Genomic DNA, 11,703 nt, shown 5'->3' with positions numbered 1-11,703 from the left:
CGCCATGCGTGGACGGGCCACCATGCCGGGTTTGCTAAGCTCCCGACTTTGTCGCTGCAGGACCCGCCGATGACCGACGCCACGCCCGCCAACCGCGCCAAGCTCCCGTTGCACTGGAAGATGGCCATCGGCTTCGGCATCGGCCTGATCGTCGGTCTCATCGTGCATGCCTCCGGCCAGGGCGACGCGGGCTGGGTGCAGGACGTCACGAAGTACGTCACCACGCCCTTCAGCAAGATCTTCCTCAACCTGATCTTCATGCTGATCGTGCCGCTGCTGTTCTCGGCGCTGGTCTGCGGGATCGCCGAGATGGGCGACATCCGTGCGCTGGGCCGGATCGGCTGGAAGACGCTCGCCTACACCATCGTGCTGTCCGCGGTGGCGGTGCTGCTGGGGCTGGTGCTGGTGAACGTGCTGAAGCCGGGCGTGGGGGTCGATCCCGCGCTGGCGCAGCAGCTGATCGCCGAGAACGCCGAGCGGACGAAGGAGATCGTTGCCAGCGTCGGCAGCCAGCCCACCGGCATGGACATGCTGCTGTCGATCGTGCCGGACAACGTCATCGGCGCGGCGTCCAGCAACGCCGCCATCCTGTCGCTGATGTTCTTCGCGGTCATGTTCGGTGTCGGCCTGGTGCTGACCCCGTCGGAGAACACCGGCGTCCTCAAGCGCGGCATCGAAGGCGTATTCGAGATCTCGATGACGCTGATCGGTCTGGTGATCCGCCTGGCGCCGTACGCGGTGGCCTGTTTCATGTTCAACCTGGCGGCGATCTTCGGTTTCGACCTGCTGGTGCGCCTGGGGGCGTATGTCGGCGTGGTGGTGCTGGCGCTCGCGCTGCACCTGGTGGTCAGCTACTCGGTCGCGTTGAAGCTGGCCGGCTACTCGCCCCTGACGTTCTTCCGCGGCGCGCAGGAAGCGATGGTGATGGCGTTCTCCACCGCCTCCAGCAACGCCACCCTGCCCACCGCGTTGCGCGTGGCGGACGAGAAGCTGGGCCTGCCGCGCACGGTGTCGCGCTTCGTGCTGACCGTGGGCGCGACCGCCAACCAGAACGGCACCGCGCTGTTCGAGGGCGTGACGGTGATCTTCCTGGCCCAGTTCTTCGGCGTGGACCTGTCGCTGGGCCAGCAGTTCATGGTGATGCTGGTCTGCATCCTCGGCGGCATCGGCACGGCCGGCGTCCCGTCCGGCTCGCTGCCGGTGGTGGCGCTGATCTGCGCCATGGTCGGTGTGAACCCCATCGGCATCGGCCTGATCCTGGGCGTGAACCACTTCCTCGACATGTGCCGGACCACTCTCAATGTCACCGGCGACCTGACCCTCGCGTCGCTGGTGGCCAAGGGCGAACGCGTCGACGTGAAGCTGCCGGGCCAGCCGGGCTAACACCCCGCGCAGGCCCTCGCAACCGCGACAGGGCGGGCGGGGGGTGGGACAATGGGCAGCCCGCAGCCCGCCGGGCGCCGCCCCTCTGCCCCGATCCCCATGACGACGCCCACCCGCCGCCAGCTCGCCAACGCCATCCGTTTCCTCGCCGCCGACGCGGTGCAGGCCGCCAATTCCGGCCATCCCGGCATGCCCATGGGCATGGCCGACATCGCCGAAGTGCTGTGGAACGACTACTACCGCCACAGCCCGTCGAACCCGCACTGGTTCAACCGCGACCGTTTCATCCTCTCCAACGGCCATGGCTCGATGCTGCAGTACGCGCTGCTGCACCTGGCCGGCTATGACCTGCCGCTGCAGGAACTGAAGAATTTCCGCCAGCTGCACAGCAAGACCGCCGGCCACCCGGAGCGCCACGAGACGCCGGGCGTGGAAACGACGACCGGTCCGCTTGGCCAGGGCTTCGCCAACGCGGTCGGCTTCGCGCTGGCCGAGAAGCTGCTGGCACAGCGCTTCAACCGCGAAGGCCACGCCATCGTCGACCATCGCACCTTCGTGTTCATGGGCGACGGCTGCCTGATGGAGGGCATCTCTCACGAGGCTGCCTCGCTGGCGGGCACCTGGGGCTTGGGCAAGCTGGTGTGCTTCTGGGACGACAACAAGATCTCCATCGACGGCAACACCGATGGCTGGTTCACCGACGACACGCCGGCGCGCTTCGAGGCCTACGGCTGGCAGGTGGTGCGCAACGTCAACGGCCATGATCCGGTCGAGATCAAGACCGCCATCGACACGGCGCTGAAGGCTGCTGACAAGCCCACGCTGATCTGCTGCCGCACGACGATCGGCTTCGGTTCGCCGAACAAGGCCGGCAAGGAATCCAGCCATGGCGCGCCGCTGGGCAAGGACGAGCTGGACGCGACCCGAGCCGCGCTGGAATGGCCGTACGGCCCGTTCGAGATTCCTGCCGACATCTACGCCGGCTGGAACAAGGTCGATGCCGGCAAGGCGCGGGAAGCCGACTGGAATGCGCTGTTCGACGCTTACGCCACGCAGTATCCGGAGCAGGCCGCCGAACTGAAGCGTCGCGCCTCCGGCGAACTGCCGGCCGACTTCGTCGCGCAGGCCGATGCCTACATCGCCAAGGTGCAGGCCGAAGGCCCGGTGATCGCCTCGCGCAAGGCGTCGCAGAACACCATCGAGGCCTTCGCGCCGCTGTTGCCGGAACTGGTCGGCGGCTCGGCCGATCTGGCGCACTCCAACCTCACGCTGTGGAAGGCCAGCAAGTCGGTCTCCACCACCGATCCGAACGCGAACTACGTGTATTACGGCGTGCGCGAGTTCGGCATGACCGCGATTGCGAACGGCCTGGCGCTGCACGGCGGCTTCGTGCCGTTCGACGCCACCTTCCTGGTGTTCAGCGACTACGCCCGTAACGGCGTCCGGATGAGCGCGCTGATCCCGGCACACGCCATCCACGTGTACACGCACGACTCCATCGGCCTGGGCGAGGACGGCCCGACCCACCAGCCGGTCGAGCACCTGGCCTCGCTGCGCTACATCCCGAACAACGACGTGTGGCGCCCGTGCGACGCGGTGGAGTCAGCGGTGGCGTGGAAGCAGGCCATCGTCCGCCAGGACGGCCCGAGCTGCCTGGTGTTCTCGCGCCAGAACCTGCCGCACCAGCCGCGCACCGACGCGCAGGTGGGCGACATCGCGCGCGGCGGCTACGTGCTGGCCGACGCCGATGGCACGCCGGACGTGATCCTGATCGCCACCGGTTCGGAAGTCGGCCTGGCCACGCAGGCCAAGGCGACGCTGGACGCGCAGGGACTCAAGACGCGCGTGGTGTCGATGCCGTCCACCGATGTGTTCGACCGCCAGGATGCGGCTTACCGCGAGACCGTGCTGCCCAAGGCCGTGCGCAAGCGCGTGGCGGTGGAAGCGGCGATCAGCGATTTCTGGCGCAAGTACGTGGGCCTGGATGGCGCGGTGATCGGCATGACGGGCTTCGGCGCGTCCGCCCCCGCCGATGCGCTGTACAAGCACTTCGGTATCACCGCGGAGGCGGTGGTCGAGGCGGCGAAGTCGCTCTGAAGCGGTCCATCTGCCGCTGTAGGAGGGGCTTTAGCCCCGACCGCGTCGGAATTCTGCCCGCTCGCTGAAAGGGTTTCACCGATAGTTGCTGGAGCCATGGCGCATGACCCTGCGCCATGGCTTTTCAACATCCGGGCTCTGGTCACCAAGCGTTGCGCCGAGGTCGTTGGTCCGAGCCTGGTCGCATCTATCTGGTAACCACTACGACTTACCGGCGCGATCCTCATTTCACCCAATGGGAAGTGGCCAGCAGGATGTCGGAGGTGCTCGCCTGTCGCAGCACATGGTCGCCGCACGCAGAACTGCTTTGTTGGGTGCTGATGCCAGACCATTGGCATGGATTGGTGCGGTTGACCGGCACCGCGCCGCTCGCGCAGGTAGTGGGCTTGGCGAAGGGACGGTCAGCGCATGCAACGCGTAACGTCTTGGCCGGGAAGCGGGTCTGGGCAGGCGGATTCCATGATCGCGCGCTGCGAAGGGACGACGATACACGGGTAGCTGCTCGCTACATCATAGCCAACCCTATGAGAGCGGGACTGGTTGCGCGCGTTGGTGACTACCCCTTTTGGGATGCAGTCTGGTTGGAGTGATGGGACGGCGGTCGGGGCTGAAGCCCCTCCTACAGAATGCAGCTCTTGTAGGAGGGGCTTCAGCCCCGACGCCTGCAGCCATCAGCGGGTCTCCCGCAAGCCCAACGCCAGCAACTTCGCTTCGATCCGCTCACCCAGGCTTCCCTGTGCCGCCAGTCCCATGCGCACCATGGCTTCCTCGTCGTCGGTCTGCGCAGCCATCGCGCGCAGCACGATGCCCGCCTTCTTCCACGGCGTGGCGGTATTCGCCTTCAGCCAGCCCAGTGCCTTGACGATGCGCTGTTCCACCCCGGTGAAATCGCTGCCCAGCGGGTAGTCCGGCAGCGTGCCGTCGTGGCGGAAGGCACGCAGGCGCGCTGACAAGTGCACGGGCGTGTTGTCGATCCAGTGCGCAGCCGGGTGGAAGCCGATGCGCAGCTTGCCCGCGCGCTGCGCCTGTTCCATCAGCCCCCGCTGGAAACGCGTGTCGGTGATGCCGCCCATGGCGATGATGCAGTCCTCGTCGTTCTTTCCGCGCAGGTCGGCGATGCCGTACTCATTGACGTACAGGTCGCGCAGGTGGCGCGGGATGGTCGTGTGGCCGTAGTTCCAGCGTACGTTCGATCCGGCGCTGCCGGCATCCTCGCGTACCGCGCGGAACATCAGCACGCTGCGCGCGCCGTCCAGGGCGTTCGACATGTCGACGAAGTTGTATTGCCCGCCCACGCCGGATACCACCCGCCCGTCGTCGAGGCCGTCGGAGACGGCCGCGCCCAGTACCGTCGCCATCATGCAGGAATTGAAGAAGCGCGCATCGCGGCGCTGCAGGCGTGCGAGAGTTTCCTGCCCGTGCTGCAGTTCGTTGATCATGCTTATCCGGCGCATGCCAATGGCGCGGCGCTGGTCATCCGGCAGTTCGCGCAGCCAGTCGTAGAATGCGGGCGAGCCAAGGTAGAAGGCGCCGTGCAGGTATTCGCCATCGCGCTCCAGTCGCGCATGGTCGCCCAGGTTCGCGCTGCCGTCGGCGATGCGCTGCATCAGTGCCTCGTCGTCCGCCACCTTGCGCCGGATCACGCCGGTTTCCACCAGCCGCTTGAAGCCTTCGTTGACCATCTCGCTGCAGCCATACAGGCCGATGGCGAGCGGGTCGAGCCCGCCACTGGCGAGGACGGCGGGATGCCGCTCCAGTTCCGGATCCAGGGCCGCCAGCACACGCCGGTACGTGGCGTTGTCGGTATGGCGCAGCACCAGGGCATGGCTCAGTGCGTCGGCCAGCGCGCCGATGCCGATCTGCAGCGTGCCGCCGTCGCGCACCAGCGTGCTGGCATACAGCCCGATGGCGTAATCCACATCCGACACCGGCTGGCGCGGCAGGCCGAACAGCATCGGATAGGGCCCCGGTGGCGTGACCACGATGTCGAAGTACGCTTCGTCCACCGCCGCCGTTCCACCGATCCAGGGCAGCTGCGGATCCACTTCGGCCACCAGCAAGGGGCGGGGCAGGCCGCGGGCCATGACAGCATCCACGGTGTCCTGGGTCAGGTCGTTGTTGCACGACATCGAAAGTCGCGTGCCACCGGGCTCGCGCGCGACCTTCTGCACGATCACATTGAGCGCGCGGTCGGCCAGGGCGCGCGCGACATGGGTGTAGTTGAGGCTGGCGTAATGGCGTTGCGCGGTGCTCGAACGCAGCAGGGCGCCGCCCTGCATGTAGAACTCTTCCACCTCGATGTTCGGCGGCAGCGCGTCGCGTTTCATCGCCTGCACGTAGTCCAGGCGCGGGAAGTCCCCGCCGAAGTGGCGCGCGGCGAACGGCGCCACGAAGCGGCCCTCCAGGCCTTTGCCGCCGGCGGGCGGGTCCAGCGACAGCGCGGTGTAGAGCGACCACGGGCGTGCCGGATCGCGTGCGATGCGCGCGTACAGGGCATTCAACAGGCGATGCGGCTTGCCGATGCCCAGCGGGGCGCCCATGCGCAACGGGCCCGGCGTCCGGGACAGGATCAGGTCGACGGCTTCGTCGAGCGTAGTGAGGTGCTGTGTCATGGTGCCAGCGTAACGAGCCGCGCGTTGATCGGCCATGGCCTCATTGCTCCAGCATGTCCGGACGGAACAGGCGCCGCCGCGATACCTCGCGGCCCGACACCATGAAACGGCCGTCGCCGCGGTAGTGCAGGGTGCGGGGGATGCGCGGCGACGCGGCGACGCGCGCATGCACCACGCGCCACACGAACAACGGGTAGTCGGCGGTGATGCGGGTCTCGTGCAATCGGCATTCGAACTGCGCGTGGCATTCGGCGATCCGCGGCGCATCCACCTCGCGCGAGGGCAGGGCGGTGAGGCCGAAGCGGTCGAACTTGTCCTGTTCGGCGCTGCTGCAGTTGCCGATGCGCACGACGGTGTCCAGCAGGTCTTCGGTCGGCAGGTTGATCACGCACTCGCGGCTGGCGCGTGCCAGCGCGTGGCTGCGGTTGGCGTCCCAAATGTAGGTGCCCACCAGGTCGTAGCCCAGCATCATGTGCCAGCCCAGCGTCATGATGGCGCGTTCGTTCTTGTGTGCCGTGCTGAGCAGCACGACGGGACCGGGTTCCAGGTAGCGACGTACCTGGTCCACCGGCAACTCCTTCCAGCGCTTCTGCCTGGTCATGGCGCCGCTCCAATATCGTGGCGGCAGGATACGCGCCGCTCAGTCGAGAACGTGTACGGAATCGGCGACGCGCCGCACTTCGTCCGGATGGTGGCTGACATAGACGATGGGCAGGCGGATCTCGTCGCGCACGCGCTGCAGGTACGGGATCAGTTCCTCGCGCCGGGCCTGGTCCAGTGCGGACAGCGGCTCGTCGAACAGCAGCAGCGAGGGTTGCGAGAGCAGGGCGCGGCCGATCGCCACCCGCTGCGCTTCGCCGCCCGACAGGTTGCGCGTACGGCGGGCGAGCAGGGGCGCGATGCCGAGCAGGTCCACGACGGCGTCGAAACCGAACTGCGGCGCGCCCCGTCCGCCATGACGGCCGTATTGCAGGTTCCGGCGCACATCGAGATGGGGGAACAGGCGCGCATCCTGGAAAACGTAGCCCACGCGGCGGCGATGCACGGGCACGTCGACGTGGCGCGCGCTGTCGAACAGGCAATGGCCGTCCACGTCGATGCGGCCGGCCGCCGGCGTGAGCAGCCCCGCGATGGCATTGAGCACCGAGGTCTTGCCCGCGCCCGACGGGCCGACCAGCGCGATCACGCGTGCATCGTCGTCGATGTGCACGCGACGGTGGAAGTTCCCGCGGCGCAGTTCGATGTCCAGCCGCAGCATCAGCTGTCCTCTCCCTGCCGTGTGTGGTGGCGTCGCACCAGCCATTCGGAGAACAGCAGCGCGGCCAGCGAGATCACCACGGCCACGGCCGCCAGGCGCCAGATGCCGGCTTCGCCGCCCGGCACCTGCATCAGGCCGTAGATCGCCGACGACAGCGTCTGTGTTTCGCCGGGAATGTTCGACACGAAGGTGATGGTGGCGCCGAATTCCCCCAGCGCCTTGGCGAACGCCAGCACGCTGCCGGCGACCAGCCCGGGCCAGGCCAGCGGGAGGGTGATGGTGAAGAACACGCGCCACGGGCCGGCGCCGAGGGTGGAGGCGGCCTGCTCCAGCCGGCGGTCGGTGGCTTCCAGCGAGAGCCGGATCGAACGCACCATCAATGGAAATCCCATCACGGCGCACGCCAGTGCCGCACCGGTCCACCGGAACGCGAACACGATGCCGAGCTGTTCCTGCAGGAAGCGGCCGACAGTTCCCTGCGTGCCCAGCGTCACCAGCAACGCGTAACCCATCACCACCGGCGGCAGCACCAGCGGCAGGTGCACGACGGCATCCAGGAGTGCCTTGCCGGGAAAGCGCGTGCGCGCCAGCAGCCAGCCGACGAGGACGCCGAAGGGCAGGCTCGCCAGGGCCGCCACCAGCGCCACCTTCAGGCTGAGCCGGATCGCGGTGAGTTCTTCCGGGCTGAAGACGTCGAACACGTCGGCGTCAGTCCGTCGTCGTGAAGCCATGCCGCGCGAAGATCGCATCGGCAGCGGGTGACGCCAGCCATTGCACGAAGGGCGTCGCCCGTGCCGTACGCGGGCCCCGCAGCGCAGCCACGGGATACACGATGGGAGGATGCGAATCCTCCGGGAACGTCGCCAGCACGCGCACGGCCGGCTCGGCCTTCGCATCCGAGGCGTACACGATGCCGAGCGGCGTCTCGCCGCGTGCCACCAGCATCAATGCCGCGCGCACGCTTTCCGATTCGGCCAGGCGCGCCTTGACGCCGTTCCAGAGCGACAGCGACTCCAGCGATGCGCGGGCGTATTTGCCTGCCGGGACCGTCGCGGTCTGCCCCACGGCGAGGCGGCCCTGGCCCAGTGCGGCCAGCAGTGTCGCCGGGCGCTTCAGGTCCACGCTTGCCTGGCGCGCTTTCGGTGCGACCAGCACCAGCTGGTTGCCCAGCAGGTCCCGCCGCGTCGCGACCTGCAGCTTGCCGCGCTGCTGCAGGTAGTCCATCCATTCCAGGTCGGCGGAGAAGAACACGTCTGCCGGTGCGCCTTGTCCGATCTGGCGCGCGAGCGCGGAACTGGCGGCGTAGGACACGCGGACCGACACCCCCGTCTGCTTCTGGTAGGCCGCTGCGGCCTCGTCCAGCGATTCCTTCAGGCTGGCGGCGGCGAACACGGTGAGCGGTGCGTCGTCCTGCGCCTGCACGGCAGGGGCAACGAAGGCGGCCGCGAGCAGGGCCAGTGCAGCGGATGCTCGGCGGAGCGACGTGGGCAGGTTCATGCGAACGACTCCTGGGGGAACGGACTATTCGATGATCTTCGGCAGTGAGCGGTGAGCGGTGAGCAGGGGGTCAGTGATGGTCGAGGGCCTTGTTCAGCACGGCAGCCAATGCCGCGCCGCCTGCCCGAAGCTGGCGTTCGGCCACCGGCAGGTGCTGGTCGACGTAGCGCTGCTCGAGTTTCGCGCGAGGCGGATAGAAACCGGGCTGGGTCGCCACGCGGCACGATTGCTCGGCCCAGGCGGGCGAGGGCGGCGGCAGGGTGATCGTGTCGAGGGATGGCTTCGGCAGCGCGCGAAGATGGCGCAGGTAGTCGGCTTCGCTGCGGCCGGTGGATGCCAGCATGCGACTGTCCCAAAGGGTGTGCAGGTTGGTGCCGCGTCCGTTCCAGTTCACCTGCACATCGTTGCCGCCCTTGTCGTGCGCGTAGCCTGCATGCAGCGGCTGGTGCACGTCGCCGACGAAATGCACGACGAACTTCAGCGCCTGCACGCGTTCGGCGCGTGTGCGCCGGGTGTCCGCGAGGATCGCGGTCTGTGCCCTGATGGCTTCCACCACGCAGTTGCCGCCCGGGCAGTCGCGCGGCTGCTCGTAGACGCAGTCGTGCTCACCGATGTTGACGAAGTGCCAGCGTGCGGTCTTGCGGCCGAGGACCGGATCGTTCTCGCGCAGGTCGTCGGCCCAGCTGGCGACGCCGGCCAGCGTCGGATCCGGTTCGCCCTGCAGCAGGGCTTCGACCTGGCGTCGCGTATCCGGCGCCAGGTCATCCCATGCCAGCAGCGCCACCAGCCGATGGCCGAGGGGACCCCACGCATGCGCAGGCATGGGAAGCAGCGCGAGAGCAAAGGAGAGGGCGAGGGAGGCGGCAAAAAAGAGAGGACGGACCATGCCGGTACTTTAACCGACACGGGCCGTCCCCATTTGACCTCGTCAGGCGATGCGGCTATCTGCTCAGAACTTCACGACATACGCCACGCCGTAGACCAGCGGGTCGATGTTGGCGGTGCCGAGCTTGGCGCCATCGACCTTGACGTCGGAGTCGATGTCGATCCAGCGCGCATCCACGCGCACGGCGCCGCGCTCACTGACCTTGATGTCCATGCCGACATGTGCGGCCAGGCCCCAGGAATCGCCCAGCTTGAGGTCGGTGCCTGCGAGCGCGCCCTTGGTGTCTTCGCTGAAGAACGTGGTGTAGTTCAGGCCGGCGCCGAGGAACGGCGACACCTTGCCCTTGCCGTTGAAGTGGTACTGCAGCGAGACGGTCGGCGGCAGGTGCTTGGTGCTGCCCACCGTGCCGACGCCGTCCACGGCGATGTCGTGCTTGAACGGCAGCGCGGCGAGCACTTCCAGGCCCAGGTTGTCGCGCAGGAAATACTCGAAGGTGATGGTCGGCTTGACGTCGCTGTCGATGTCCAGCGGCAGCGTGCCGCCGGCCAGCGAGCCGTTGTCGGACTTGGGGTTCACCTGGTGCGCGCCCACGCCCAGCGTCCACTCGCCCTTGGACTGGGCGAAGGCGGGAACGGCGGCGCCCAGTGCGAGGGCGATGGCAATCGGGATCAGGGTCTTCTTCATGATGGTGACGCTCGTTGGAATGTGGTGCCAGTCTCTGCCCGCGCATCCGGCGCCGCCTTGATCCTGATCAATGCCCGTGCGGCGTCGCCGCGGGGGCGGCCTGTTAGAATGGCGGCCCCCGTCAACCCCGCCGCGCCGCGCGCGTGGCCGCAGGAGTCCTGAGCAATGTCGATCAAGGTGGGTATCAATGGCTTCGGCCGCATCGGGCGCAACGTGCTGCGTTCCGCCGTGCAGAACTTCGGCAACGACATCGAGATCGTCGCCATCAACGATCTGCTGGAGCCGGACTACCTGGCGTACATGCTGCAGTACGACTCCGTGCACGGCCGCTTCGATGGCGACGTGAAGGTCGAGGGCAATACGCTGGTGATCAACGGCAAGCCGATCCGCCTGACCCAGGAACGCGACCCCGCCAACCTGAAATGGGATGAAGTGGGTGCCGAGGTCGTCATCGAATCCACCGGCCTGTTCCTCGACAAGGCCACCGCGCAGAAGCACCTGGATGCCGGCGCGAAGAAGGTCATCCTGTCGGCGCCGTCGAAGGATGACACGCCGATGTTCGTCTACGGCGTCAACGACAAGACCTACAACGGCGAGGCGATCATCTCCAACGCCTCGTGCACCACCAACTGCCTGGCGCCGATCGCCAAGGTGCTGCACGACAAGTGGGGCATCAAGCGCGGCCTGATGACCACCGTGCACGCGGCCACCGCCACGCAGAAGACCGTCGATGGCCCGAGCAACAAGGACTGGCGCGGCGGCCGCGGCATCCTGGAGAACATCATTCCGTCCAGCACCGGTGCAGCGAAGGCCGTCGGCGTGGTGATCCCGTCGTTGAACAAGAAACTGACCGGCATGTCGTTCCGCGTGCCGACCAGCGATGTGTCCGTGGTCGACCTGACCGCCGAACTGGAAAACCCGGCCACGTACGAAGAGATCAAGGCCGAGATGAAGGCGCAGAGCCAGGGCGCGCTGAAGGGCATCCTGGGCTACACCGAGGACAAGGTGGTCGCCACCGATTTCCGCGGCGACACCCGCACCTCGATCTTCGACGCCGAGGCCGGCATCGCGCTGGACCCGACCTTCGTCAAGATCGTCAGCTGGTACGACAACGAGTGGGGCTACTCCAACAAGTGCCTGGAAATGGTCCGCGTGGTCGCCGGCAAGTAAGCCGCCACGCCGGCCGGTCCGGCCGGAAGTTGCGTACACGAGCGCCCCAGGGCGCTCGTGTCGTTTCCGGGTATTGCGAGGTGATACCCGGCGCGCCGTCCGTGGCCACCCGCGGA

The 11,703-nt window shown here is 67.6% G+C and carries 11 protein-coding genes; 4 read left to right on the top strand and 7 right to left on the bottom strand.

Translation table 11 applies throughout. From position 1 onward, the window contains the following. The first annotated feature begins 69 nt into the window (after positions 1–69). The 3 genes from WBN46_RS11245 (at position 70) to WBN46_RS11235 (ending at position 4,070) form a co-directional block, all read left to right on the top strand. Positions 70–1,383 (top strand): dicarboxylate/amino acid:cation symporter, encoded by a 1,314-nt coding sequence (locus tag WBN46_RS11245; protein WP_192202101.1) that lies wholly within the window; start codon positions 70–72, stop codon positions 1,381–1,383. 99 nt (positions 1,384–1,482) lie between these two features. Next, entirely contained in the window at positions 1,483–3,480 is a 1,998-nt protein-coding gene (tkt, locus tag WBN46_RS11240) for a transketolase (protein ID WP_337731576.1), read from the top strand. Positions 3,481–3,596: 116 nt separating this feature from the next. Next, entirely contained in the window at positions 3,597–4,070 is a 474-nt protein-coding gene (locus tag WBN46_RS11235) for a transposase (protein WP_337731575.1), read from the top strand. An 81-nt stretch (positions 4,071–4,151) separates the two neighbouring features. Here the strand turns inward: WBN46_RS11235 and WBN46_RS11230 are convergent, their stop codons facing one another. The 7 genes from WBN46_RS11230 to WBN46_RS11200 all read right to left on the bottom strand — a co-directional run bounded on the left by WBN46_RS11230 (position 4,152) and on the right by WBN46_RS11200 (position 10,417). Beyond that, positions 4,152–6,092, bottom strand: a complete 1,941-nt coding sequence (locus WBN46_RS11230) for an acetyl-CoA hydrolase/transferase C-terminal domain-containing protein (RefSeq protein WP_337731574.1) — start codon at positions 6,090–6,092, stop codon at positions 4,152–4,154. Between the two features lie 40 nt (positions 6,093–6,132). Next, positions 6,133–6,693 carry a flavin reductase family protein gene (locus WBN46_RS11225; protein WP_337731573.1) on the bottom strand — a complete coding sequence of 187 codons (561 nt, stop codon included), beginning with the start codon at positions 6,691–6,693 and terminating at the stop codon, positions 6,133–6,135. 39 nt (positions 6,694–6,732) lie between these two features. Continuing rightward, the gene (gene modC / locus WBN46_RS11220; RefSeq protein WP_337731572.1) at positions 6,733–7,350 is read right to left on the bottom strand and encodes a molybdenum ABC transporter ATP-binding protein; all 618 of its coding nucleotides are present in this window, start codon (positions 7,348–7,350) and stop codon (positions 6,733–6,735) included. Next, a complete protein-coding gene (gene modB, locus WBN46_RS11215; RefSeq protein WP_337731571.1) occupies positions 7,350–8,081 on the bottom strand; it encodes a molybdate ABC transporter permease subunit in 732 nt (243 codons plus the stop codon). Before modB ends, modC begins: the two co-directional genes overlap by 1 nt. After that, on the bottom strand, positions 8,059–8,847 hold the full coding sequence (gene modA / locus WBN46_RS11210) for a molybdate ABC transporter substrate-binding protein (protein WP_337731570.1): 789 nt from the start codon (positions 8,845–8,847) through the stop codon (positions 8,059–8,061). The genes modB and modA overlap by 23 nt, the downstream gene beginning before the upstream one ends. Before the next feature lie 70 nt (positions 8,848–8,917). Continuing rightward, on the bottom strand, positions 8,918–9,670 hold the full coding sequence (locus WBN46_RS11205; protein WP_337731569.1) for a S1/P1 nuclease: 753 nt from the start codon (positions 9,668–9,670) through the stop codon (positions 8,918–8,920). Positions 9,671–9,796: 126 nt separating this feature from the next. Continuing rightward, entirely contained in the window at positions 9,797–10,417 is a 621-nt protein-coding gene (locus WBN46_RS11200) for an OmpW family outer membrane protein (RefSeq protein WP_192202092.1), read from the bottom strand. A gap of 165 nt (positions 10,418–10,582) precedes the next feature. Between WBN46_RS11200 and gap the strand changes: the two genes are divergently transcribed. Continuing rightward, positions 10,583–11,587 (top strand): type I glyceraldehyde-3-phosphate dehydrogenase, encoded by a 1,005-nt coding sequence (gene gap, locus WBN46_RS11195; RefSeq protein WP_142125644.1) that lies wholly within the window; start codon positions 10,583–10,585, stop codon positions 11,585–11,587. The last annotated feature ends 116 nt before the right edge of the window (positions 11,588–11,703 follow it).

This window comes from Pseudoxanthomonas sp. CCNWLW251, assembly GCF_037402255.1.
Taxonomy (GTDB): domain Bacteria; phylum Pseudomonadota; class Gammaproteobacteria; order Xanthomonadales; family Xanthomonadaceae; genus Pseudoxanthomonas_A.
Note: the sequence above shows the minus strand (reverse complement) of the source record. Positions and strands in the feature narration are given on the sequence as shown.

Bases quoted from the DNA above. Each gene is read 5' to 3' on its own strand.
- WBN46_RS11245 (WP_192202101.1), top strand. From the start codon at position 70: ATGACCGACGCCACGCCCGCCAACCGCGCCAAGCTCCCGTTGCACTGG.
- tkt (WP_337731576.1), top strand. From the start codon at position 1,483: ATGACGACGCCCACCCGCCGCCAGCTCGCCAACGCCATCCGTTTCCTC.
- WBN46_RS11235 (WP_337731575.1), top strand. From the start codon at position 3,597: ATGGCTTTTCAACATCCGGGCTCTGGTCACCAAGCGTTGCGCCGAGGT.
- WBN46_RS11230 (WP_337731574.1), bottom strand. From the start codon at position 6,092: ATGACACAGCACCTCACTACGCTCGACGAAGCCGTCGACCTGATCCTG.
- WBN46_RS11225 (WP_337731573.1), bottom strand. From the start codon at position 6,693: ATGACCAGGCAGAAGCGCTGGAAGGAGTTGCCGGTGGACCAGGTACGT.
- modC (WP_337731572.1), bottom strand. From the start codon at position 7,350: ATGCTGCGGCTGGACATCGAACTGCGCCGCGGGAACTTCCACCGTCGC.
- modB (WP_337731571.1), bottom strand. From the start codon at position 8,081: ATGGCTTCACGACGACGGACTGACGCCGACGTGTTCGACGTCTTCAGC.
- modA (WP_337731570.1), bottom strand. From the start codon at position 8,847: ATGAACCTGCCCACGTCGCTCCGCCGAGCATCCGCTGCACTGGCCCTG.
- WBN46_RS11205 (WP_337731569.1), bottom strand. From the start codon at position 9,670: ATGCCTGCGCATGCGTGGGGTCCCCTCGGCCATCGGCTGGTGGCGCTG.
- WBN46_RS11200 (WP_192202092.1), bottom strand. From the start codon at position 10,417: ATGAAGAAGACCCTGATCCCGATTGCCATCGCCCTCGCACTGGGCGCC.
- gap (WP_142125644.1), top strand. From the start codon at position 10,583: ATGTCGATCAAGGTGGGTATCAATGGCTTCGGCCGCATCGGGCGCAAC.